20 protein-coding genes are annotated in these 24,451 nt (G+C 34.0%); 11 read left to right on the top strand and 9 right to left on the bottom strand.

Annotated elements, in window-relative coordinates; all coding sequences use genetic code 11:
- Nucleotides 1-209 precede the first annotated feature (209 nt).
- On the top strand, nt 210-2,795 hold the full coding sequence (gene gyrA / locus NPX36_RS11980) for a DNA gyrase subunit A (RefSeq protein ID WP_317618276.1): 2,586 nt from the start codon (nt 210-212) through the stop codon (nt 2,793-2,795).
- Nucleotides 2,785-4,029, top strand: a complete 1,245-nt coding sequence (locus tag NPX36_RS11975) for a tetratricopeptide repeat protein (protein ID WP_257498952.1) — start codon at nt 2,785-2,787, stop codon at nt 4,027-4,029. The genes gyrA and NPX36_RS11975 overlap by 11 nt, the downstream gene beginning before the upstream one ends.
- A gap of 65 nt (nt 4,030-4,094) precedes the next feature.
- On the opposite strand, the gene NPX36_RS11970 is transcribed toward NPX36_RS11975, so the two are convergent.
- From NPX36_RS11970 to NPX36_RS11960, 3 genes are all read right to left on the bottom strand, one after another.
- On the bottom strand, nt 4,095-5,219 hold the full coding sequence (locus NPX36_RS11970; protein ID WP_257498951.1) for a cysteine desulfurase family protein: 1,125 nt from the start codon (nt 5,217-5,219) through the stop codon (nt 4,095-4,097).
- A complete protein-coding gene (locus NPX36_RS11965) occupies nt 5,220-6,119 on the bottom strand; it encodes an EamA family transporter (RefSeq protein WP_257498950.1) in 900 nt (299 codons plus the stop codon).
- Between the two features lie 82 nt (nt 6,120-6,201).
- Complete coding sequence (locus NPX36_RS11960; RefSeq protein ID WP_257498949.1) at nt 6,202-7,938, bottom strand: MFS transporter; 1,737 nt, start codon at nt 7,936-7,938, stop codon at nt 6,202-6,204.
- Between the two features lie 92 nt (nt 7,939-8,030).
- On the opposite strand from NPX36_RS11960, the gene NPX36_RS11955 reads away from it, so the two are divergent.
- Complete coding sequence (locus NPX36_RS11955; RefSeq protein ID WP_257498948.1) at nt 8,031-8,951, top strand: hypothetical protein; 921 nt, start codon at nt 8,031-8,033, stop codon at nt 8,949-8,951.
- Nucleotides 8,952-8,990: 39 nt separating this feature from the next.
- On the opposite strand, the gene NPX36_RS11950 is transcribed toward NPX36_RS11955, so the two are convergent.
- Together NPX36_RS11950 and NPX36_RS11945 are read right to left on the bottom strand one after the other, a co-directional pair.
- Nucleotides 8,991-9,611: an L-threonylcarbamoyladenylate synthase gene (locus NPX36_RS11950; RefSeq protein WP_257498947.1), complete on the bottom strand. Its 621-nt coding sequence runs from the start codon at nt 9,609-9,611 to the stop codon at nt 8,991-8,993.
- 102 nt (nt 9,612-9,713) lie between these two features.
- Entirely contained in the window at nt 9,714-12,050 is a 2,337-nt protein-coding gene (locus NPX36_RS11945; protein WP_257498946.1) for an ATP-dependent helicase, read from the bottom strand.
- 96 nt (nt 12,051-12,146) lie between these two features.
- Between NPX36_RS11945 and NPX36_RS11940 the strand changes: the two genes are divergently transcribed.
- The 3 genes from NPX36_RS11940 (at nt 12,147) to NPX36_RS11930 (ending at nt 14,209) form a co-directional block, all read left to right on the top strand.
- Nucleotides 12,147-12,704 carry a DUF7935 family protein gene (locus NPX36_RS11940; protein WP_257498945.1) on the top strand — a complete coding sequence of 186 codons (558 nt, stop codon included), beginning with the start codon at nt 12,147-12,149 and terminating at the stop codon, nt 12,702-12,704.
- A gap of 42 nt (nt 12,705-12,746) precedes the next feature.
- Nucleotides 12,747-12,944: a hypothetical protein gene (locus NPX36_RS11935; protein WP_257498944.1), complete on the top strand. Its 198-nt coding sequence runs from the start codon at nt 12,747-12,749 to the stop codon at nt 12,942-12,944.
- 68 nt (nt 12,945-13,012) lie between these two features.
- Nucleotides 13,013-14,209 carry an NAD(P)-dependent oxidoreductase gene (locus NPX36_RS11930; RefSeq protein WP_257498943.1) on the top strand — a complete coding sequence of 399 codons (1,197 nt, stop codon included), beginning with the start codon at nt 13,013-13,015 and terminating at the stop codon, nt 14,207-14,209.
- A gap of 42 nt (nt 14,210-14,251) precedes the next feature.
- On the opposite strand, the gene hemN is transcribed toward NPX36_RS11930, so the two are convergent.
- Nucleotides 14,252-15,610, bottom strand: a complete 1,359-nt coding sequence (gene hemN / locus NPX36_RS11925) for an oxygen-independent coproporphyrinogen III oxidase (protein ID WP_257498942.1) — start codon at nt 15,608-15,610, stop codon at nt 14,252-14,254.
- Nucleotides 15,611-15,687: 77 nt separating this feature from the next.
- Here hemN and NPX36_RS11920 point away from each other — a divergent pair, with 77 nt between their 5' ends.
- From NPX36_RS11920 to NPX36_RS11900, 5 genes are all read left to right on the top strand, one after another.
- A complete protein-coding gene (locus NPX36_RS11920; protein ID WP_257498941.1) occupies nt 15,688-16,056 on the top strand; it encodes a rhodanese-like domain-containing protein in 369 nt (122 codons plus the stop codon).
- Nucleotides 16,057-16,132: 76 nt separating this feature from the next.
- Nucleotides 16,133-16,411 (top strand): DUF4834 family protein, encoded by a 279-nt coding sequence (locus tag NPX36_RS11915; protein ID WP_257498940.1) that lies wholly within the window; start codon nt 16,133-16,135, stop codon nt 16,409-16,411.
- A 79-nt stretch (nt 16,412-16,490) separates the two neighbouring features.
- Nucleotides 16,491-18,935 (top strand): YfhO family protein, encoded by a 2,445-nt coding sequence (locus NPX36_RS11910; protein WP_257498939.1) that lies wholly within the window; start codon nt 16,491-16,493, stop codon nt 18,933-18,935.
- A 48-nt stretch (nt 18,936-18,983) separates the two neighbouring features.
- Nucleotides 18,984-20,267 (top strand): glycosyltransferase family 4 protein, encoded by a 1,284-nt coding sequence (locus NPX36_RS11905; RefSeq protein WP_257498938.1) that lies wholly within the window; start codon nt 18,984-18,986, stop codon nt 20,265-20,267.
- A 378-nt stretch (nt 20,268-20,645) separates the two neighbouring features.
- Nucleotides 20,646-21,131, top strand: a complete 486-nt coding sequence (locus NPX36_RS11900) for a hypothetical protein (protein WP_257498937.1) — start codon at nt 20,646-20,648, stop codon at nt 21,129-21,131.
- 41 nt (nt 21,132-21,172) lie between these two features.
- Here NPX36_RS11900 and NPX36_RS11895 read toward each other — a convergent pair whose 3' ends face one another.
- From NPX36_RS11895 to pfkA, 3 genes are all read right to left on the bottom strand, one after another.
- Nucleotides 21,173-22,018, bottom strand: a complete 846-nt coding sequence (locus NPX36_RS11895) for an N-acetylglucosamine kinase (protein ID WP_257498936.1) — start codon at nt 22,016-22,018, stop codon at nt 21,173-21,175.
- A 407-nt stretch (nt 22,019-22,425) separates the two neighbouring features.
- On the bottom strand, nt 22,426-23,427 hold the full coding sequence (gene gap, locus NPX36_RS11890) for a type I glyceraldehyde-3-phosphate dehydrogenase (protein ID WP_257498935.1): 1,002 nt from the start codon (nt 23,425-23,427) through the stop codon (nt 22,426-22,428).
- A 3-nt stretch (nt 23,428-23,430) separates the two neighbouring features.
- Nucleotides 23,431-24,420 carry a 6-phosphofructokinase gene (pfkA, locus tag NPX36_RS11885; RefSeq protein ID WP_257498934.1) on the bottom strand — a complete coding sequence of 330 codons (990 nt, stop codon included), beginning with the start codon at nt 24,418-24,420 and terminating at the stop codon, nt 23,431-23,433.
- Nucleotides 24,421-24,451: the final 31 nt, after the last annotated feature.

The following is a 24,451-nucleotide window of genomic DNA, read 5'->3' as shown; positions in this document are numbered from 1 at the left end:
AAATTGTACAAAATTAATCAAATTATCTAATTAATAAATCACATATTGCAATTATCAATTTTGTATTTCACAAAATCTTTTAAAACGATAACCTTTTAAATATCAATAAATAACAAATATTAAGTATTCTATTTAAAACATACATTAGGATATCCCATAAAAAAATAGTATATTAGCACGTTAATTTTGAACTAAAAATACGAAATATGATCTCTGAAGGAGAAAAGTTAATTCCTATTAACATCGAGGAAGAAATGAAATCGGCATACATTGATTATTCAATGTCGGTTATTGTTTCAAGGGCATTACCAGATGTTCGTGATGGATTAAAGCCGGTTCACCGCCGTGTACTTTTTGGAATGTACGAATTAGGTGTTACTGCAACCAAAGCCCATAAAAAATCTGCCCGTATTGTTGGAGAAGTTTTGGGTAAATACCACCCACATGGCGATTCATCGGTTTACGATGCCATGGTACGTATGGCGCAAGAATGGAGCATGCGTTATTTATTGGTTGATGGACAAGGAAACTTTGGATCGGTAGATGGCGACAGCCCTGCAGCGATGCGTTATACCGAAGCCCGAATGAAAAAAATTTCAGAAGAAATTTTAGCCGATATCGACAAAGAAACGGTTGATTTTCAGTTGAATTTCGATGATACTTTAGAAGAACCTAAAGTAATGCCTACCAAAATCCCTACCTTGTTAATAAACGGAGCATCGGGAATTGCAGTAGGTATGGCTACAAATATGGCACCACATAACCTTACAGAAGTTATCAATGGTACATTAGCATATATTGAAAACAACGAAATTGAAATTGACGAATTACTGCAGCATGTAAAAGCGCCCGATTTTCCAACCGGTGGTATCATTTACGGATACGAAGGTGTAAAAGAAGCTTATAAAACCGGACGTGGACGTGTGGTGATGCGTGCGAAAGCTAATTTTGAAGAAATAGACGGTAGAGAGTGCATCGTGGTTTCTGAGATTCCTTATCAAGTGAACAAAGCCGAAATGATTAAAAAAACGGCAGAACTTGTTAACGATAAAAAAATCGAAGGAATATCTACCATTCGCGATGAATCAGACCGTAAAGGTATGCGCATTGTGTATGTGTTGAAGCGCGAAGCTGTTCCAAACATTGTAATGAACATGTTGTATAAATATACACAATTACAATCATCGTTCAGTATCAATAACATTGCTTTGGTTAATGGTCGTCCGCAACTATTAAATCTAAAAGAATTAATTCATTACTTTGTTGAGCACCGTCACGATGTAGTTACACGCCGTGCGGAATACGAATTAAGAAAAGCGCAAGAACGCGCACATATTTTAGAAGGATTAATTATTGCTTCGGATAATATTGATGAAGTGATACAAATTATCCGTAGTTCTAAAAATGCCGATGAAGCACGTGAACGTTTAATTGAGCGTTTCTCTTTATCGGAAATTCAAGCTCGTGCCATTGTAGAAATGCGTTTACGCCAATTAACAGGTCTTGAGCAAGAAAAACTTCGTGCAGAGTTTGATGAAATAATGAAGTTAATTGCTCATTTACAAGAATTATTGGCAAGCAAAGAATTGCGAATGAACTTGATTAAAGAAGAGTTAACCGAAATTCGAGATAAATACGGCGATGCCCGCAGATCACATATCGAATATGCCGGTGGCGAAATGAATATTGAAGATTTAATTGCCGATGAGCAAGTGGTAATCACTATTTCGCATGCAGGTTATATCAAACGTACACCTTTAAGCGAATATAAAACACAAAACCGTGGTGGTGTTGGTCAAAAATCAGCAGGAACCCGCGATCAAGATTTCTTAGAACACATGTATGTGGCAACAAACCACCAATATATGTTGTTCTTTACCCAAAAAGGAAAATGTTTCTGGCTGCGCGTTTACGAAATTCCTGAGGGAAGCAAACAAGCAAAAGGTCGTGCAATTCAAAACTTAATCAATATTGAAAACGACGATAAAGTAAAAGCTTTTATTTGTACCCAAGATCTGCGTGACGAAGAATACACAAGCAATCACTATATTGTAATGTGTACAAAACAAGGTCAGGTTAAGAAAACATCACTTGAGCAATATTCTCGTCCACGCCAAAATGGTATCAATGCCATTACAATTAAAGAGGGCGACGAATTGTTAGAAGCAAAATTAACCGATGGAAATTCTAAAGTATTGGTTGCTGCCAAAAATGGTAAAATGGTTCGTTTTGATGAATCAAAAACCCGCCCAATGGGTAGAACAGCATCTGGTGTACGTGGTATTAAATTGGCCGATGAACAAGATGAGGTAATTGGTTTGGTAACGGTATCCGATTTAGAATCAGAAATTTTGGTTGTTTCAGAAAACGGTTACGGTAAACGTTCGTCTTTAGATGCATACCGCGAAACAAACCGTGGTGGTAAAGGTGTGAAAGCAATGAACATTACTGATAAAACTGGTGCATTGATTTCCATTAATTCGGTTACAGATAACGATGATTTAATGATTATCAACAAATCCGGATTAACCATTCGCCTGCGTGTTTCTGATTTACGCGTTATGGGTCGTAATACACAAGGTGTACGTTTAATCAACATTAAAGGGAACGATTCAATTGCAGCGGTTGCAAAAGTAATGCGCGATGAAGACGAAGAAGATGAAATGGATGATGAATTGAAAAAAGATCTTTTAGCGGTTGATGAAAACGACATTTTAGAAGATGTGGTTGATGAGGTTGAAGAAGAAGAAGATGACGATAATGTAGAAGACGAAGAAGATACAAATGAAGAATAAATTAATGATAATGAGCATGTTTTTATTAGCATGCTCTTCTTCTTTTGCTCAAAAAAATGAGTTAAAAGAACTGGAAAAACTAATCAAAAAAAATAACACTACCGAAACGACAGCTTTACTTGCTACTGTTGAAAAATTATTGCCCAATGCCACAGAAGATCAAAAGGCAGCTTATTATTATTTCAAAGCACAAAATGAATTAAATTTGGCAAAAAGTGGTGTTGATTTTAATGAAAATCGCAGCAAAGCAATTGAATCAATCAATCAATTAATCAAGTTTGAAAACGAAACCAAAAGCAAAAAGTACACTTTAGAAATAATGCCTATAAAGAATGCATTATTGGCAGATTTAGTGAACGAAGCAGTAGAAAATAATCGCAATAAGAATTATAAAAAATCAAGCAGATTATTTGAACAAGCATACCATTTGAATACAACGGATACCATTTATTTATACAATGCTGCAAACGATGCAGTAAACGCAAAAGATTTTGATTATGCCGAAACCAAATTAAAAGAATTGATTAAGTTGGATTTCAATGGTGCATCTAAAACTTTTGTGGCCACTTCGCAAGTAAACGGCAAAGTAGAATCGTTTGGAACCGATGAAAAAGCACGCGATATGGCTGTGAGAAATGGTTCGCATTCTAAGCCCGAAACTATCGTAAACAAAAGCGCAAAAGCAAGTATTTATAATAACTTGGCGCAAATTTTGTTGAATAAAGAAAACTATTCAGAAGGAGAAAGTTATGCTTTAAAAGCGTATGAGCTAGACAAAGACAATATAAATAATTTGCTGAATGTTTTATATGTTTTTTATAACACAAACCGCATTTATAAATATGAAGAATATGCTTTAAAAGGTTTAGAGCGATTTCCCGAAAACGAAAATCTGCTTTTTAATCTAGCAGTTATCAAGTTAAAAGACGGCGAAACCGAAAAGGCTGTTGACTTTTTGAATAGAATTTTGAAACTAAACAAAAATCATTTTGAAGCATTGAAAACCTTAGGAAATATTGAGCTTCAGAAAGATGCAGAGGTTACCAATAAAATCAATGCCTTACCCAATACTGCTTCTTCCAACAAAAAAAGGGAAGAATTAATGAACGAAAAAAAACAAGTTTATACAAACACTCTAGCCTTCTACAAAAAGGCGCAAGCAGTGAACCCCAAAGATGAAAGTTTAAACGAATTGATTAAACAAATTCAAGACTTTTTAAATACGAATAATTAAAATTTTTGCATATAAAAATGAAGCCTTGCAAGTATGCAAGGCTTCATTTATTTTATGTAAGGATATTAAATCGCTTTTAAAACATCAATTAAATAATCTATTTCTTCTTCTTTGTTTTCGTGGCCGAATGATAAACGCAAACTTGGTTTTTTAATTTCCACATCGTCTAAAAATTCTGCTAAAACATGCGATGGTTTTTGGCTGCCTGATTGGCATGCACTTCCTCTTGAAACTGCTATTCCTTTCATATCTAATTGAAAAAGCATCATTGCAGCTTTTTCTGGTGAAAAAGGCAAACGAATATTTAACACGTTGTAAAAAGTAGATCCGTTTCCATTAAATTGCACATCTGCAAAAGTTTCCTGCAATTTCGCTTTACAATAATCGCGAAGTTTGGTGATTTTTTCACGGTCTTTATTTAGTTCTTGATACGATAGTTCTAAAGCTTTTGCCATACCAACCACTTGATGAGGAGCTTCGGTTCCTGCACGCATACCTTTCTCTTGTTCGCCGCCCACAATTAATGGTTTTAAAACATTCTTTTTTCGAATAAATACAAAACCTGCCCCTTTTGGACCATGAAATTTGTGTGCCGAAGCTACGATGAAATCAATTGGAATTTCATCCAAAGGAATTTCTACTTTTCCCACGGATTGCACTGTATCTGAATGAAACAAAGCATTATGATTTTGGCATAAATCGGCCACTTTTTTTAAATCTAACACAGTTCCTACTTCATTGTTAACATGCATTAAACTTAATAAAGTAGGTGTTTCATCTTTTAATAATGTTTCTAAATGATTGTAGTCTATTTCACTATTCGGCAACACGTTTACATAGTCTATTTTAGTGTTGTATTCTTTCTGCATTTCCTTTACAGCGTATAGGGTGCAATGATGTTCCATTTTGGTAGTAATGATTCTTTTAATACCTAAATCGCGAACACACGAGCGAATAATCCAGTTGTTTCCTTCCGTTCCACACGATGTGAAAATTATTTCACTTGCCGTTACATTAAATTGTTTTGCGATAGATTTTCGAGATGCTTCGATCAATGCTTTTGTATGCCTGCCTATTGCATAAGTTGATGATGGGTTTCCAAAATCATTGGTAAGAATTTTCACCATTTCTTCTACAACTTCTGGTCGTACAGACGTGGTTGCTGCATTATCAAAATATATCTGGCTCATTTATTTTATTCGTTTCTTTGTTAGATTAGTTAAAATATGGTAGTTAAAAATAAAAACCGATAGCAAAATTAAGAAATATGAAACAATTTGTAAAGTGTTTATATGTTCTTTATAATAAAAGATTGCCAAAGTGAAGGCAATTAACGGATTTATATACAACATGATCCCAACATTGGAAGCAGGCGCACCTTTTAATGCATATAAATTCATATATAAAGGTAAAAGTGTAAAAAGTACCGCAATGATTAATATATATCCGTAAAAAGAGGGCGCTGCTGGTACACTAAAACCATTAATGAAATAATATGGTAAGGAACAAATTAAGATGATAATGATTTGGAAAACCAAATTATTGAACTTATCAAAATAGTTATTTCTACGCTGCGAAATTAAATAAAAGGAATACGTCAAAGCCACCACGATAGAAAACAACAGATTATTTGCATTGCTTAAAAAGCAAATTATACAACCAATTAAACTAATGCCAATTGAAAGCCATTGCATTTTGAGCAATTTTTCTTTTAAAATAAAATGGGCTAAAAAAGTGGTGATAATGGGGCAAATAAGGTATGCAAACGAAGCCGATTGCACATTTACTTGATTCACTACATAAATAAACAAAAACCAGTTTAAACCTAATAAAAGCCCTCCAGTTAGTGTTAAGGACAATGCTTTTCTTTTATCTGCTTTATCAAGATTTTTAAAATGATTGATATCGCCCATAAAAATTTTTCTTCTAAAAAGAAGAGTAAACAAAACAATGATTACAAACGAACATACTAGTCGGTAGAATAAAATATCAAAAGCCGGAACGTATGATATTGGTTTTAAGGCCAAACTGAAAAAACCCCACAACATAAAAGCCAATAAGGCAATCATGTAATACTTTAAGTTTTGCATTGCACAAATAAAAAAGCAAATTTAGGTTAGTTTTTTTGATATGTGGGGGATATTTCACTTATTTAACAAAACTGTTTTGTGGTTAATCAATAGTAATGTTTTGCTTCCTTAAAATCCGAACTACAACAAATGCAAAAATCAATAGATATATAAAGCAAACTAATGACACAATGTATGAGGAATGCACACCAATAATATCGGCTACTTTTCCTTGAATGGGTGGAATTATACCGCCGCCCAAAATCATCATTACTAAAAAAGCAGAGCCCTGTGCGGTATATTTTCCTAAGCCCATTAAACTTAAATTATAAATGGCTGGCCACATAATGCTACACGCCAAGCCACCGCACAAAAATGCATAAATCGCAACGGTTCCTGTGGTATTTAAACCTACCAACATTGCTGCGATGCCAAATAAACTAAATGCAAACAATGTTTTTGATGGACTGTTCTTTGTAAGAATAATCAGCGCAATTTGTAGCAGTACACACACGATAAACAGATAGAAATGCTGCATATTGTATGCTGCCAATGTGTTTGCGGTGAGTATGATTCCAAAAGCTATTATGGGCAAGACAATGGTTAATAGTAACTGTTTATTTTTTGAAAGATTAAATGCGCTCACTGCACCCGCCCAGCGACCAATCATCATACTGCCCCAATAAAGTGAAATATAGGGAGCTACTTCTGAGGAAGAAAGTGCACCAAATTCGTTTGATTTTAATAATTCCCCTAAATTGCTACCAATAGCTACTTCTACTCCAACGTACATAAAAATGGCCAACATTCCCAAGACCAACTGCGGGTATTTCATTGCTCCCCAACCTTTTGGTGATTTTTTTGCTGAAAAATAGGCAAAAAAGATTCCTGATAAAACAACAATAAACGCTACACTTAGCCATTTAAAACGATTGTTATCCAAAGGCTTCTTCAAGGTTTTTATTTCGGTTTCAACAGCTTCTATTTTAGTTTTATAGGTAACTAACTCCGTTTTTGAAAGTTGCTTTACTTGCTTTTCGCTTAATTTTTGTTTTTCAAGTTGTTCTATTTTCAGAGCAGCTTCGCTTCTGTAACTATTAAATATGGGTGCAAAAGCCAAACCTAACAAAACTGTCATCAGCAACAAAATGTTTAATGCTTTTGGAGCTTTTTCAATAGATTCACTACTTTTTCCTTCAGGAAGTTTTTTAGAAAAATAAAAAAGTGCGGCTGCGCCCACAAACAATAACCCCACACAGATATATAAAAGAATAACTTTATCTAAACTCAATGCTTTGATTTGTTCTTCACTTACGGCAGCCGTTGTTCCAAAAAGTGCAAATGCCACCACCAATGGTCCAATGGTAGTACCTAATGAATTGATTCCACCGCCCAGATTTACTCGGCTTGCTCCTGTTTTTTCATCGCCCAACAAAATAGCAAACGGATTTGCGGCTGTTTGTTGCAACGAAAAACCCAATGCAACAACAAATAAACCAATCAGCATACCGTAATAAACATTCGCCTCAACAGCCAAAATCATTGCAACTGCGCCAATGGTAGAAAAAAGCAAACCAAACACAATACTGCGTTTATAGCCCCAATGCGTAACTAAATCTTTACCTTTTACGTTGCTTAAAGCAAACAAAATCAATGCTCCCACATAATATGCTGTGTAAAAAGCAAAATCAATTAGCTGTGATTGAAATTGATCTAAATGAAAATAATCTTTACAAAAAGGAATAAAGATATTGTTGCCCGCTGCAATAAATCCCCAAAAGAAAAAAACCACAATAAGGGTGTAAAGCGCCGGATAGTTTGTTTTTACAGATTGATTCATATTGTTTAGAATAAAAATCAAATATAAAAATTTAATGGATAACAGCTGTTTTGCTGCTAAAAAAGTTATTTTTGTAGCAAACTTTGTATTCTATGAAAAAAATAGTGGGTTTATTGGTGCTTGCTTTAAGCGTAACTGCTTGTAATGACGGCGATTTGGTTTTTGAAAACTTGAATTTTGATGGCAAAGAAATTCAAAAGTGTGCTGATAAAGAGCTTTATTTTAAAACAAATAATAGCGAATTGCTACTGATTGATTTTTCTAATGGAACAGATTTAGACACCTTGTCTGATTTTAATGTGCGCAGAACATTGAATACTTCCAATTCACAAATTTACTACCGAACATATGACAGTGCAATTAACTCAAATGCCATTTGTGCATTGCTGCCACCTGCAAATCCTAAGGTAACTTCGGAATACACCTCACTTCCAGGCGGAAGCATTCATTATACCCGCACAATGGTTCCAGTGGTAACAGAAACATCGGTAAACATAAGTTATGCATATACCATAAATTTCGAAAATATTACCCTAACAAATGGCAGTTCTGAAATTAAATACACCACATTACCTTACGGAACGTATGTGTATCGTGTAAACCGCATGGGCTTTAATTTTACTACAAATTTTGGAAATTGTGACAATGTTTTAACGGGAAGAAATTTAAATGAAATTGTGCAATTACAGTTGCCAGAAGGTTTTGTTTTTCCAACTAGTAATCAAACACAAACGATTACTTTAAGCAACACCAATTTTTTAAGATATGTTGTTTTTGGTAGAAACATTCCGGGCGATTTAGGTTTTTGTGAATTTCCTTCACAAATCATTAATGAAGATTGGCTGGCAACAAACGGAACCGTTCAAATTGATTCGAGTGTTCAAACAAACGCAAACGGACAAGTAACCGGTTATCAGCATACTATTCAAATTATTCAAGCCCGATTTATAAAAGATGACAATTCATTTGTGGTGAGCAATAAAACAATAGGCTCCTTTTCACCAGAACAATAAAAAAATCCGAATGTTTAATAATACATTCGGATTGGAATATTAAAGCATATCAATAGCACCTTTACCTTCACGAATAACTTCTGGTTCAGGGCCAGTTAAATCAATAATAGTTGATGCGATGTTATCTCCATAGCCACCGTCTATTACTGCATCAACTTTGTTTTGCCATTTTTCAAAAATCAATTCTGGGTCTGTTGTATATTCAAGCACCTCGTCTTCATCATAAATAGATGTTGAAATAATAGGATTTCCCAATTGTTTTACCAATTCTAATGCAATAGAGTTATCGGGTACACGGATACCAACTGTTTTCTTCTTTTTGAACTCTTTTGGTAGATTGTTGTTTCCCTCTAAAATAAAAGTGTAGGGCCCTGGCAATGCTTTTTTGAGAATTTTGAAAGATGATGTATCTAAATTTTTTACATATTCAGAAATATTGCTCAAATCATTACAAACAAAAGAAAAATTTGCCTTTTCTAGTTTAATTCCTTTGATTTTTGCAATACGCTCCAGCGCTTTACTGTTGGTAATGTCGCAACCCAAACCATAAACAGTGTCGGTCGGATAAATTACCAAACCGCCTTCTTTTAATATTTTTACAACTTTCTGAATTTCCTTTTCGTTAGGATTATCAGGATATATTTTTATAAATTTTGCCATTTTTATACAATTAGATAATTTGAAAATGAATTGTTTAGCAAATTGTTCCGAATGAAAGCTTTCAAAAAACTTTAAACTTTGAACTTTAAACTTTAAACGAACCTACCCTATTGGTTTCAATTTTGCAAAACGCAGCAGCAATTTTTTAATTCCGCCTACTTCAAAATGAATTTCAGCTTTTTTGTCTGCTCCGGCTCCTTCTAAGTTAAGAATTTTTCCTTTACCAAAACGTTCGTGCATGATAATTTGTCCTTCTTGTAACGACGAATTTTCGTTTGATGAAGCATTTGAAGTTGAAATCTTACTCATATCTTTCAATCTTCTGATGTCATGATTGGGTTTTGGGTCTTCGTTTTCTTTCACCCATTTTGGTGGAATGCCTGCCACGGGTTTGTTTAAGCGCAATTTAGATTTATCTACATCTCCAAAAATATCTTCATTGATACTTGATTTGTATCGGTAGTTGGTTTCAGGTGCAGAAAGAAATTCTATATACTGCGGATCTATTTCTTGAATGAAGCGCGACGGATCACAATCTACTAATTTTCCCCATCGGTAACGCGATTGTGCATACGTTAAATATGCTTTGTGCTCGGCACGTGTTAAGGCCACATAAAACAAGCGGCGTTCTTCTTCTAATTCGGCACGAGAATTCACGCTCATGGCACTTGGGAACAAATCTTCTTCCATACCAACTACAAAAACGGTGGGAAATTCCAATCCTTTTGCCAAGTGAATGGTCATTAATGCCACACGGTCGTCATCGCCTTTGTCATTATCCAAATCGCTTGCAAGGGCTACATCTTCTAAAAATTCAGCCAAACTTCCTCGTGCACCATCTACTTCTTTTTGTCCTTCAGTGAAATCTTTAATACCGTTTAAAAGTTCTTCAATATTGTCTAAACGGGTAATACCTTCAGGAGTGCCGTCTTTTTTCAATTCTTGGATCAATCCTGTTTTTTTTACCACATAATCTGTTAAATAATACGCATCGTTATTTTGATTAATGATTTGAAAGTTCTTAATCATGGTAACAAAATCGCTTATTTTACTTTTTGTGCCGGCGTTCAGTTTTAAATCGATTTTATCGATATGCTCCATCACTTCAAAAATACTTCTTTTGTAATGGTTGGCAGCAATATTCAGTTTTTCCACCGTAGTGTTTCCAATTCCGCGGGTTGGATAATTTATCACGCGCACGAGTGCTTCTTCGTCTTTTGGATTTACAATCAGTCGTAAATATCCTAAAACATCTTTAATTTCTTTGCGTTGATAAAACGATAAACCGCCGTAAATTCTATAAGGAATATCTTTTTTTCGCAACGCATCTTCCATTGCACGCGACTGGGCATTGGTTCGATACAAAATTGCAAAATCGCCATTCTGCATTTGATGGGTCATTTTTTCTTCAAAAATGGTTGATGCCACAAAGCGTCCTTCTTCTGCATCGGTAATTGATCGATGAATTTTAATTTTGGAACCATCGGGATTTTCGGTCCATACCAATTTATCTAATTTGGTTTTATTTTTGTCGATAACGGTGTTTGCAGCTTCCACAATATTTTTTGAGGAGCGATAATTTTGTTCCAATCGATAGGTTTGCACGTTATCAAAATCTTTCTGAAAATTGAAGATATTATTGATATTTGCCCCTCGAAATGCGTATATAGACTGTGCATCATCGCCCACCACACAAATATTTTGAAAACGATCTGCCAGGGCTTTCACGATTAAATATTGCGAGTTATTGGTATCCTGATACTCATCAACCAAAATATACCTGAAGCGATCTTGATATTTTAACAACACTTCTGGAAAACGAATCAATAATTCATTGGTTTTCAACAACAAATCGTCAAAATCCATCGCACCTGCTTTAAAACATCTTTCCACATAGGCTTGATAAATATCCCCAATTCGTGGTTTTTTTGCCATTGCATCGGCCTCCATCAGTTCGGGATTGTTGAAATAAGCCTTAACTGTAATCATATTGTTTTTGTAGTTGGATATACGGCTAAGCACCTGATTGGGCTTGTAAATATCCTTATCTAACTGCATTTCTTTGATGATTTGTCCAATTAACCGCTGAGAATCTTGCGAATCATAGATGGTGAAATTAGAAGGATGTCCCAGTTTGTCTGCTTCGGCTCGCAAAATTCGGGCAAAAACAGAGTGAAAAGTTCCCATCCACAAATTTTTGGCTTCTGCCGAACCCACAATCTTAGAAATACGCTCTTTCATTTCTTTGGCAGCCTTGTTGGTAAAAGTAAGGGCCAAAATATTAAAAGCATCAACACCTAAGTGCATTAAATAAGCAATTCGCAGCGTTAACACACGTGTTTTACCCGAACCTGCACCCGCAATGATGATCATAGGTCCATTTTTTTGCAGTACGGGAGCACGCTGTGCTTCGTTTAACTGATCGATATATTGTTGCATAGATTTATTTTCAGAAAAAACAAAGTTACTACTACTAAAAATAAGTAGCAAATAATATTATTTTAGGTTTATATTTGTTTTTTAAAATGCATTAAAATGATCGATTTAAAAGTAGATTGGAAAGAATCATTACTTATTTTACTAGGTTTAGTTGTAATTGTTCTGTTGTTTTATTTGTTTAACAGAAAGGCAATTGCGCGCGAAAAACAAACCGAAGCCTTTTTACGCGAACGTCTTCAGCAACAAGGAAATGCCGTTGCACCGCAAGAACCAGCCCGAAAAGCTACGCCACAAATTGTGCAGGCTTATGAGCGATTAATTATTTTGATGGAACGTATAGATTTACAAAAATTAGTGGTTCGAGTGGCACCTATTTCAGAGTTGAAGCAAGATTATGCCTCATTTCTAATTCAAAATATTGAACAAGAATATGATTTTAATATCTCGCAACAATTGTATGTTTCCGAAGAAGCATGGGCATTGATTGCTACCGCGAAACAAACCATTATTCAACAAATTTTAAAAACAAGTTTAAAAGAAGAGGTGCAAGATGCCCAAACATTACAACAGAAATTAATGCAAGTAAGGGAATCGAATTCGGTTACCGACTTGGCAAAAAACCGATTAAAGCAAGAATTTAAAGATTTGGTTTAATTTTTGATAATAATTAGTCATAAAATATTAAAAATAAGAATGATGAAAAAGTTTTTAACCCTTTTAGGAATTGCTTTTTTAGCAAGTTGTGAATCTTCGGACACTTGTCATTGCGAAGTGTATGAAAATATAGGCACCGAAGAACAGCCGCAGTTAAGATACATTGGCAGTTTAGACGGAAATTGTGACGATAAAATTAAAGAAGAAGACAAAATATATCAAAACGTAAGTTGCGATTAATCCTTATGAACAGCCTGTTTGGGCTGTTCATTTAATTTTCATATATTCGCTAAAATAAAACATAGTATATGAAATTTGGAATAATACGCGAAGGAAAAACACCACCTGATAAAAGGGTAGTTTTTTCGCCGCAAGAATTATTAACTTTTAAAAATACCTATCCTACTGCAACTTTTAAAGTAGAATCTTCACCAATCAGAGTTTTCAAAGATGAAGAATACGAGCAATTAGGTTTTGAAATAACAGAAGACATGGCAGATTGCGATGTGCTTTTTGGCGTTAAAGAAGTGCCTATCGAAAAATTAATTTCTAACAAAACGTATTTCTTTTTCTCGCATACCATAAAAAAACAAATATACAATCAAAAGTTGCTTAAAGCTTGTTTAGAAAAAAACATTCGTTTAATTGACCATGAAACATTGGTAGATAATAAAGGAGCACGTTTAATTGGTTTTGGTAGATATGCCGGAATTGTTGGTGCTTACAATGCTTTTAGAGCTTTCGGAATAAAATTTGATTTGTTTAACCTAAAAAAAGCCGAAGAATTAAAGACTCAAAAAGATTTAATTGATCGTTTAAACAAAGTGCTTCTTCCTCCTATCAAAGTGGTTTTAACAGGAAAAGGCAAAGTAGGCTTTGGTGCGAAAGAAATTTTAGACGGAATGAAGATGAAAGAGGTTTCGGTTGAAAAATTCTTGACTAAAGAGTTTGATGAGCCTGTTTATGTACATATCGATGTGGAAGATTACTATAAAAAAATCGATGGAACAACTGGTTCATTTGAAGATTTCAAGAAAAATCCTTTGGATTACACCAGCGATTTTGAAAAATTTTCGAAAGTAGCCGATATTTTTATTGCCGGACATTTTTATAAAGATGGGTCGCCAAAAATATTAACAAAAGAAATGCTGAACCATGCAAATAATGCCATAAAAGTAGTTGCAGATATTTCTTGCGATATCAACGGACCAATTGATTGCACTTTGCGAGCTTCAACAATTGCCGATCCAATTTACGGATATTATCCGCGAGAAAACAAAGAAGTAGCAATTGATCATCCTGCGGCTGTGGTAGTAATGGCAGTTGATAATTTACCGTGCGAGTTGCCAAAAGATGCAAGCGAAGGCTTTGGAGAAATCTTTTTAAAAGAAATCATTCCTGCTTTTTTTGATAACGACAAGGAGGGTATATTGGAAAGAGCCACTATTTGCGAAAATGGAAAATTAACCGAACGATTTTCTTATCTGACTGATTTTGTACAATAATTATACACAAACATCCTGAGTTTTTTGCTCAGGATGTTTTGCTTAAATAGTCATTGAAAACAATTGGGTTGAAGGTGTGCTTTGAATTAAATATTCATCAAAAGCCATACAAATATTGCGCACAAAAGTTTTACCCAAATGAGTAACTGTTAATTGATTGTTTTCAATTGTAATCAATTCATCGTTTAAAAATTCATTCAAACGATTTTGCAATTCCTCTTTAGGAATTATTGCATAAACAGCCGTTAAATCGGTACTGTATCGGCAAATGATATCTGTGATACAATGGCGCAAAACTAAATCATCATTTGATAAAACATGCCCTTTAAAAACAGGAATTTCATTTCTATCGATAGATGCTAAATACAAAGGAATTTGTTTTTCGTTTTGTGCAAAAGCATTTCCACAATCGCTGATTGCCGATGCTCCCAAACCAATCAAAACTGTTGTTTTAGAAGGTGTGTATCCCATAAAATTTCTGTGCAATTGCTTATTCTTAGATGATTTATACAAATCGTCTGTTGCTTTTGCAAAATGATCCATCCCTATTTCGTAATAACCAAATTGCTGCAATAACGCTCTTCCCTCTTCATAGAGCTGTCGTTTATATTCGTTTTTTGGAAGATCATGGTCTTTAAAACCCCGTTGCCCATTTCCTTTCATCCATGGCACGTGTGCATAGGAATAAAAGGAAATTCTATCGGGCATTATCTGTGCTGTTTTATAAATAGTGTCTTTTATGCTTTCAATTGTTTGAAACGGCAATCCATAAATAATATCATGAGTTATAGATTGATAGCCGATTTCTCTGGCTTTCAAAGAAACGGCACTCACTTGGTTAAAAGCCTGGTTTCTGTTAATTGCTTTTTGCACTTTTTCATCATAATCTTGTACACCAAAACTCACTCGCTTAAAACCTAAATCAAACAAAACCTGCAAATGTGTTTCTGAAGTATTATTAGGATGTCCTTCAAAACTCATTTCTAAATGCTTATGTTTTACAGATTTTTGAAAAATTCCATCAACCAATCTTTTTAATTCCGTACTACTAAAAAAGGTAGGCGTACCGCCACCCAAATGCAACTTTTTAATAATAGGCTTACTTCCAAACAGATTCAAATACAAATTCCATTCTTTTAAAACAGCATCGATATATGGTTGCTCTACTTTGTGTTGCTTTGTAATGTGTTTATGACACCCACAAAAAGTGCACAAACTTTCACAATATGGTAGATGAATATATAACGATATGCCTTCAATATTGTTTGTTAAATCAAAATTTTGTTGCAAACGATCGATCCATTTATTACTTGAAAAATAATCTTGATTCCAAAAAGGAACAGTTGGATAACTTGTGTATCGGGGGCCGGGAACATTATATTTGTTAATTAAGCTATTCATTCCAAAACTTTTAAACAAAAATAATAAGAGGCAAAAAAATAAATTCTGATATTTGTCATAAATAAACAATTCGTACTATGAAAAAAGTCATTTTAGTTTTAAGCATTCTTTTAAGTGGATTATCGGTTCATGCACAAAATATCGAAATGGATCAATTAATGAAACTCACAGAAAAAGCGCCAATTTTAATTGATGTGAGATCCACTGAAGAATACAAAGAAGGTACAATACCCGGCGCAATGAATTTGAATATTCATGAAGAAGAATTTACAAGAACCGTACGTCATTTTCCGAAAGATAGAGAGCTAATTGTTTTTTGCCAGTCTGGAGAAAGAAGTGCTGAAGCTTATGAACTATTAAAATCGTTTGGTTTTGAGAAAGTTTCACAGTTGAATGGTGGTTACGAGCATTGGAAAAAGCGTGCGGAAGATCGTTCTGAAAAATAATTTTTAAGATTTCTATAAGAATTTATCACGGGAAAAGGTGCTATATTTGAAATTATATCTAAAAAAATAAATAAAAATGGACCAAGCGTCTTTTCAAAGTTTCATAAAAACCGTTTTAATTATTGTATTGGTTTACTATCTGTTTAAGTTTACCTTTAAGTTGCTAGCACCCTATTTATTGAACAAAGCGGTTAATAAAGTTTCTGAAAACTTTCAAAAACAACAGCAAGCCTATCAAAATCAACATAATCAACAAACACAAAAACCTGATTTTGAAAGTGAATTAAAACAGAATAAAATTCCGAAAGAAAAAAAGAAAGTTGGTGAATATATCGACTTTGAAGAAGTAGAATAATATTTAAGTCTTGCATTGCAAGACTTTTTTTTCTTCAATTCCTAAATAATAAGTACATTTAGCATCAAATTTATGTACTATGAAAAATTTTAAAAACTATGTACCTCATATTTTAGCAATATTGGGTTTTGTAGTTGTGGCTTTGGCATACTTTTATCCGGTACTTTCGGGCAAGCAAATCATGCAATCCGATATTGTGCAATACACCGGAATGGCTAAAGAATTAAACGATTTTCGACAAACAAATAACGAAGAAACTTATTGGGTAAACAATGCTTTTGGCGGTATGCCCACTTATCAATTAGGCGCAAAATATCCACATAATTACATAAAAGAATTAGATTATGTGATTCGTTTTCTTCCGCGTCCTGCCGATTACGTTTTCTTATATTTCATAGGATTTTATATACTGCTTTTAACCTACAAAGTAAAACCTTTAAAGGCTTTTATTGGCGCATTATTGTTTGGTTTTTCCACCTATTTAATTGTGATTTTAGGAGCCGGACACAATGCCAAAGCTCACGCAATTGCTTATATGCCGTTGGTTTTAGCTGGTGTGCATCTGGTTTTTAGGAAAAAATATCTTTTGGGAGGAATTCTTACAATGATTGCTGCTGCGCTGGAAATTTCGGCTAATCACTTCCAAATGACATATTATCTATTGCTATTTTTAGTGATTGTATCCATTTATTATTCCGTATATTATATCAAACAGAAAGAAGTTTCTTCTCTACTAAAAATGTTTGGAATATTTGCTGTTGCTGGAATTTTAGCAATTGGTTTGAATGCAACCAATTTAATGGCTACATCAGAATATGCAAAATTCAGTACCAGAAGCGATAGCGAATTAACAATAGCTCCAGATGGTTCACCGAAAGCATCAACCAACGCAATGACCCATGAGTACATCACAGAGTATAGTTACGGTAATTTTGAAACCTTTAATTTACTCGTTCCCCGAATTATGGGCGGTGGTAATGGCGAAAAAATTGGTACACAATCAGAAACCTATCAATTTGTATTTAATTTTTTACAATCGCAAGGATACGATCCAGCTCCGGCACAACAATTTGCCGACCAAGCACCTACCTATTGGGGCGAACAGCCAATTGTAGCTGCACCAGCATATATTGGAGCTGTGGTGTTGTTTTTAGCGCTCTTGTGTTTTTTTGTAGATGATAGAAAAGCAAAATATTACTTGGGTACGGGGGCTGCTGTTTCCATTGCTTTATCTTGGGGACACAACTTCTTTTTAACCGATTTTTTGATTGATACGTTGCCGCTTTACAATAAATTCCGTGCCATAACATCCATTCAAGTAATCGCTGAATTATGTTTTCCGGTGTTGGCAATTTTAGGTTTACAGGCATTTTTTAAAGCATCTAAAGAAAAACAGTTTAAAGCCCTAAAAATGTCGGGAATTGTTTTTGCAGCACTTCTTGTTGTACTATTTGTTTTAAAAGGAACTTTAGGCTTTGAAGGGACAAACGATTCGTATTATGCGCAAGTTTTTCAACAAGCCGGGTCTGATTTTCTGGCTGCTTTAATCAATGACCGCAAGGCAATGTATTCAAAAGATTTATTGCGAACTTTTATCTTTATAGCTTTGGCTTTCGGAGCATTATTAGCATTCAATAAAGAAAAGTTAACTGCAAAAGTTACCGTAATTATCGTTGGTTTTTTAGGTGTGATTGATTTAATTTCCATTGATACCAACTATGTAAACAAAGATAACTTTGTAGCAAAATACATGGTAGAAAAGCCTTTTCAGCAAACACCAGCAGATCAGCATATTTTAAAAGATACTACACATTTTAGGGTTTTTGAACAACAAGGCGGTTTTAGTAGCGCGCGAAGCTCCTATTTTCATCATTCTTTAGGTGGATACCATGCGGCAAAACCTAAGAAAATTCAAGATTTGTTTGACTATCAAATTGCACAGCAAAACATTCAAGTTTTAAACATGTTGAATGTAAAATATGTGATTAATAAAAACGAAGAAGGAGCTGATATTGCCTTAGAAAATCCGGATGCAAACGGAAATGCTTGGTTTGTTAAAAACATTCAAAAAGTAGCAAATGCAGATGAAATGATGACAGCAATGAAATCGTTTCAATCAAAAGAAACAGCGTTGGTGTATGATGCAGTGCAAGTATCGAAAACAAATTTTGAGGTAGATAGTTTGGCACAAATACAATTAGTGCGTTATCAACCTAATAAATTAGTATATAAATCGCAGAACAAAGCAGATGGTTTTGCGGTATTCTCTGAAGTTTACTATCCAAAAGGATGGAATATTTCAATCGATGGAAAACCTACGGAAATGCTGGAAGTGAATTACACCTTACGCGGATTATATGTTCCTGCTGGAAATCATGAAATTACATTTGCTTTTGAACCAGAAGTGGTGCAAAAAGGAGGAATTGTATCATTAATAACCTCGATCATAGCATTATTAATTGTAATTGCTGGTGTTTTTTACATATGGAAATCTGCTCCGAAAAAAGAAGAAAACCCGAATTAAATCAACAGGAAATAAATCTGTTTTAACCAATAAACTACTTTCAAAGCTATGAAAAAAGTGCTCATTATTGCTTATTATTGGCCGCCAGCAGGTGGTCCAGGTGTGCAGCGTTGGTTAAAATTCGTGAAATATCTACCCGAATTCAATATAGAACCTATTGTCTATGTGCCTGAAAATGCGTCCTATCCCATTATTGATAATGATTTAAAAAGCGATGTTCAAAACCGCACAATTGTTTTAAAACAACCAATTAATGAGCCTTATAAAATAGCATCGTTTCTATCAAAAAAAAATACCAAAACAATCAGTTCTGGAATTATTAAAGCAAAGAAAAAACAAACATTTGTAGAAAAATTGTTGCTTTATATTCGCGGTAATTTTTTCATTCCAGATGCGCGAGTTGGCTGGGTAAAACCCTCTGTGAATTACTTGTCGAACTATATAAAAAAGAATGCTATTGATACCATTATTACGACAGGACCGCCACACAGCATGCATTTGATTGGTTTGGAATTACAGAAACAATTGTCCGTAAGATGGATTGCTGATTTTCGGGATCCATGGACAAATATCGGCTATCATAAAGAATTAAAACTAAGTGCTAAATCGGCTCAAAAACATAAAGATTTAGAAAAGGAAGTTTTAACAAAAGCCGATATTGTTATTACTACAAGTTACACAACTAAGAAGGAATTTGCAGAAATAACATCAAAACCAATTCATGTAATTACCAATGGATACGATGTAGAGACGGTTGAAAAACCAGCTTTAGATACCAAGTTTACAGTAAGTCATATCGGTTCGTTGCTTTCCAAACGAAACCCCAAGATTTTATGGCAGGCATTGAACGAAATTTTAAAGGAAAATGAGCAATTCAAATCCGACTTCCAACTGAAATTGATTGGTAAAGTGAGTCCTGAAATTTTAGATAGTCTAAAAGAATTTAATTTACAAAATCATACAAAAACAATAGGATATATTCCACATTCAGAAGCATTAAAATACCAACGAAGTGCACAGGTTTTGCTATTGATTGAAATTGATTCTTATGAAACAATAGGCATCATTCCGGGAAAATTATTTGAATATATGGCTGCCGAAAGACCCATCTTGGCTATTGGTCCGGAAAAAAGTGATGTGGAAAAAATTATAAAAGACACAAATACAGGTAATTATTTTAGTTACAGCGACTTAGAAAGTGTTAAAAAATATATTTCAGATTGTTATTATAAGTACCAACAAAACCAACTAAAAATAAACGGTATTGGCTTGCAATATTTCAGCCGAAAAAAACTTACCGAAAAATTGGCAGAGGTTATTAACAACCTCTAAAAATCAAAGGAGTTTACCCCGAAAAGTAAACTCCTTCTTTTAAACACACTTTTGCGAAAAAATGAATTTAAAAATTAACTAACCAAAATAACCTTATATTTCGTTTACTTTATTTTTATTTATAGAATGATTATATACTGTATTGATATACTTTAATCATTAAAATTTTACTTGTTGTGTTTACCTATTGAATGTTGGCACAAAATTGAACCTTTAAAATGAACTAAATATTACTGTAATATTAAGATAATGTAAAGTTTTATAAGATTTTTTAGCATTGAAAGAGCTTTAAAAACACACAGAATGAGTATAAATTACCGCCATTTTTTGGAATGTATGTCTAATTATATTATTTTTACTTAAAAAGAATATAATATTATGAAAAGAATTTTTTTAGTGAGCTTTTTAGCTCTTACAGGGCTTGCTTCACAAGCACAAGAAAACGTTTCTAAAAACGCACTTGGTTTACGCTTTGGTGACAGCGATGGTTTTGGTGCTGAAGTTTCGTACCAACGTTTACTTTCTGAAAATAACCGTTTAGAAATTGATTTAGGCTGGAGATCATCTAAAAACTACGATGCTATCAAGGCTACGGGTATTTACCAATGGTTATGGAATATTGACGGTGGTTTTAACTGGTATGCTGGTGTTGGTGGTGGACTAGGTTCATGGTCATACAGTTTACCAAACTACAACGAAAGCGATTTATTTATTTTTGCTGCTGGGCAAATTGGTATTGAATATAATTTCGATATACCGTTGCAAGTTTCGCTTGATTTTAGACCAGAGCTTTATCTAAATGGAAACGATTATCACGACAATTTTGGTCCTGATATCGCTTTAGGCGTTCGTTATAAATTCTAATTGCAAATTATTTAAAAAGGAGTCTATTAATTTAGACTCCTTTATTTTTGATGCAATTCTATTAATCCTTCTAATGGTTTTTGATAAAAAACACCTGCTTTCAAATGATTTTTGCTTAGTATCGATTCAAATTCTTCTTGCAAAAGAAATGCTGTGGATCCAATGAAATGTATCGGAACATCTGCGTGATTTGCATATTGTTTAATGTAATAATCTATAAAAAATTGAAAACTTTCAGTAATCATCTTTTGCAAAAAAGAATGATTTTTATGCGCAATTAAAAATGGAAGAAATGAAGCCAAATAAGCATTGGGATTAGGTTCTTTATAAAAATTTTTCTTTATATAATCGGCATCAAGATTGTAAGAAATTTCAAATTCGTGCTTTAAATCTGCGGGCATGACATTGAAATAATAGGCACGAATTAAACGGCGGCCAAAATCTACCCCAGAGCAATCATCCATAGCTAAATATCCCAACGAATTTACTGCCTGCTCTACTTCTTTACCATTAAAAAAACTGCAATTTGAACCCGTACCGTTAATGCAAACAATTCCCGGTTGCAAATCATGGCAGGTTGCATAAACTGCGGCATATGTATCTTCTAAAATTTCAAAAAATTCAGCATTCTCAAAAACGTGCACCAAAGCATCTTGCATTACCTTTTTAGAATGAACGGTACTACAACCCGATCCGTAAAAATATATTTCTTTTAGAGATGTGCGCAAATTGGCAATTTCTTCGTTTGCCAAAATACGTTCTACCAACACATTTGTATTTAAAACTTCAGGGTTTAACCCCAACGTGTTGTACACGCCCAAATGTTGTTTATTGTTAAACAATAACCAATCTGCTTTGGTAGAACCACTATCAACTACGAATTTCATAAAAAATGTCTGAATTAAATTCAAGCACAAAATACGTTATTTTATACAATAATACCTAAAGAGATGGTAGAAAAAATTATGTTGATATTATATTTTGATATTGATATTGTATTTTGATATTGATATTGTATTTTGATATTGATATTGTATTTTGATATTGTATTTTGATATTGTTTGTTGATATTGATGTTGATATTGATGTTGATATTGATCTTGATATTGATGTTGATATTGATATTGTATTTTGATATTGTATGTTGATATTGTATGTTGATATTGTATTTTGATATTGGTGTTGATATTGAACCGTTTCTCTTTAGTGTCTTACATTTCGTAAGGACATATGAAAAAAAAACTGTGTCTAAGTTCTAATCTTTGACACAGTTTGTGAAATACTTTCAATTTTTCTATAAACCATTTGTATATACAATCAGGTCTAAAAGTTTGGCAGAATAACCGTATTCATTATCATACCATGATACAATTTTAAAAAAAGTATCATTTAAGGCAATTCCAGCATCGGCATCAATGATGGATGTTCGGGTATTCGAAAGAAAATCTTGAGAAACAACCGGTTCGTTTGTAAAACCTAAAATTCCTTTATAATGGGTTTCAGATGCTTTTTTAAACACCTCCATAAGGTTTTCATATGTAGTTGGTTTTGCCAATTTCACGGTTAAATCTACCACCGAAACATTGGGTGTGGGTATGCGAAAAGCCATTCCTGTTAATTTACCATCTAATTCCGGAATAACTTTAGCAACTGCTTTTGCTGCTCCTGTACTTGCAGGAATAATGTTGTTTAAAGCAGATCTACCACCGCGAAAATCTTTCTTTGAAGCGCCATCTACAACCAATTGAGATGCCGTGGCTGCATGAACAGTAGTCATTAATCCTTCCAGAATTCCAAATTCATCGTTTAATATCTTAGCAATGGGTGCTAAACAGTTTGTGGTGCAGGAAGCATTTGAAAGAACAACATCATTTGCAGTGATTTTTTCGTGATTTACGCCCATGACAAACATTGGAATATCATCTGATGGCGATGATATTACTACTTTTTTTGCACCTGCCTGTAAATGTAAACTTGCTTTATCCATTGTTTTAAAAACTCCTGAACAATCTGCAACTACTTCTACGCCCACATCATTCCATTTTAATAAAGAAGGATCTTTTTCAGATGTAACTCTGATTTTCTTTCCATCGATTACTAAATTAGTTCCATCGATTGCAACTTCTTTATTGAATGTTCCATGAACTGAATCATATTTTAAAAGATATGCCAATAAATCAATTTCCATTAAATCGTTTATTGCTACAATTTCCACATCGTTTCGCTCAAATGATTCCCGCAAAACCAATCTTCCGATTCTTCCGAAACCGTTTATTCCAATTTTTACTTTTTTCATAACTTAAATAGATAATATATCTGATATTCTTATTAATTCTTCATCGATTTTGGCTTCGCCTTTCACTGCTTTTTCAAGCGGTGTGTATGCCATTAAATCGTTTTGCAATCCAATCATTACATTCTTTTTTCCTTTTAATAAAGCTTCAACTGCTGCCACCCCGGATCTACTTGCCAAAACACGATCAAAACAGCTGGGCGAACCGCCCCGTTGAATATGTCCAATTACCGACACCCGCACATCATATTCTGGTAAATGTTCTTCAACATAATCACTTAACTCATAAACATTTTTACCCGATTTTTCACCTTCGGCAACTATAACAATGCAACTCGATTTTCCGGAAGCTTTGCTTCGTTTCAGTTTTTCTAACAATTTCGGTAAACCGATATTTTCTTCAGGAATTAAAATTTCCTCTGCTCCTGCTCCTATTCCGGAATTCAAAGCGATAAAACCTGCATCGCGCCCCATGACTTCTACAAAGAAAATACGCTTGTGCGAGGTGGCTGTATCTCGAATTTTATCAACCGCATCGATCACCGTATTCAAAGCGGTATCATAACCCAAAGTGTGCGATGTGCCATAAATATCGTTATCAATCGTGCCGGGAATGCCAATAATGGGAATGTCAAATTCTTTAGAAAGTTGCATTCCACCGGTAAAACTTCCATCACCGCCAATAATAATCAATGCATCCAATTGATTTTTTTTAAGCGTTTCAATGGCTTTTTGTCGGCCTTCAACGGTCATAAATTCTTTAGAACGAGCCGATTTTAATATGGTTCCGCCTTTAGATACAATATATTTCACATCGCGAGGTCCCATTTCTTTTAAGTCGCCTTCTATTAATCCTTGAAAGCCACGAAAAATACCAAAACAAGCTACTTCGTAAAAAGTACAAGCCCTTACTACTGCCCTAATTGCAGCATTCATTCCGGGTGCATCACCACCTGATGTTAACACGCCGATTCTTTTTATTTTATTTGATTTCATAAACCTGCTTATTCAACTAAAGATACAAAAA

Origin of the sequence: Paenimyroides aestuarii, from assembly GCF_024628805.1 — a bacterium.
Classification (GTDB): domain Bacteria; phylum Bacteroidota; class Bacteroidia; order Flavobacteriales; family Flavobacteriaceae; genus Flavobacterium; species Flavobacterium aestuarii_A.
This window is presented reverse-complemented; position numbering and strand designations above follow the sequence as displayed.

Coding starts and splice junctions, on each gene's coding strand:
- NPX36_RS11935 (WP_257498944.1), top strand. CDS start 12,747: ATGAAAAAGTTTTTAACCCTTTTAGGAATTGCTTTTTTAGCAAGTTGT.
- NPX36_RS11940 (WP_257498945.1), top strand. CDS start 12,147: ATGATCGATTTAAAAGTAGATTGGAAAGAATCATTACTTATTTTACTA.
- pfkA (WP_257498934.1), bottom strand. CDS start 24,420: ATGAAATCAAATAAAATAAAAAGAATCGGCGTGTTAACATCAGGTGGT.
- NPX36_RS11945 (WP_257498946.1), bottom strand. CDS start 12,050: ATGCAACAATATATCGATCAGTTAAACGAAGCACAGCGTGCTCCCGTA.
- NPX36_RS11905 (WP_257498938.1), top strand. CDS start 18,984: ATGAAAAAAGTGCTCATTATTGCTTATTATTGGCCGCCAGCAGGTGGT.
- NPX36_RS11970 (WP_257498951.1), bottom strand. CDS start 5,219: ATGAGCCAGATATATTTTGATAATGCAGCAACCACGTCTGTACGACCA.
- NPX36_RS11920 (WP_257498941.1), top strand. CDS start 15,688: ATGAAAAAAGTCATTTTAGTTTTAAGCATTCTTTTAAGTGGATTATCG.
- NPX36_RS11955 (WP_257498948.1), top strand. CDS start 8,031: ATGAAAAAAATAGTGGGTTTATTGGTGCTTGCTTTAAGCGTAACTGCT.
- NPX36_RS11930 (WP_257498943.1), top strand. CDS start 13,013: ATGAAATTTGGAATAATACGCGAAGGAAAAACACCACCTGATAAAAGG.
- NPX36_RS11950 (WP_257498947.1), bottom strand. CDS start 9,611: ATGGCAAAATTTATAAAAATATATCCTGATAATCCTAACGAAAAGGAA.
- NPX36_RS11960 (WP_257498949.1), bottom strand. CDS start 7,938: ATGAATCAATCTGTAAAAACAAACTATCCGGCGCTTTACACCCTTATT.
- NPX36_RS11975 (WP_257498952.1), top strand. CDS start 2,785: ATGAAGAATAAATTAATGATAATGAGCATGTTTTTATTAGCATGCTCT.
- hemN (WP_257498942.1), bottom strand. CDS start 15,610: ATGAATAGCTTAATTAACAAATATAATGTTCCCGGCCCCCGATACACA.
- gap (WP_257498935.1), bottom strand. CDS start 23,427: ATGAAAAAAGTAAAAATTGGAATAAACGGTTTCGGAAGAATCGGAAGA.
- NPX36_RS11915 (WP_257498940.1), top strand. CDS start 16,133: ATGGACCAAGCGTCTTTTCAAAGTTTCATAAAAACCGTTTTAATTATT.
- NPX36_RS11900 (WP_257498937.1), top strand. CDS start 20,646: ATGAAAAGAATTTTTTTAGTGAGCTTTTTAGCTCTTACAGGGCTTGCT.
- NPX36_RS11895 (WP_257498936.1), bottom strand. CDS start 22,018: ATGAAATTCGTAGTTGATAGTGGTTCTACCAAAGCAGATTGGTTATTG.
- NPX36_RS11965 (WP_257498950.1), bottom strand. CDS start 6,119: ATGCAAAACTTAAAGTATTACATGATTGCCTTATTGGCTTTTATGTTG.
- NPX36_RS11910 (WP_257498939.1), top strand. CDS start 16,491: ATGAAAAATTTTAAAAACTATGTACCTCATATTTTAGCAATATTGGGT.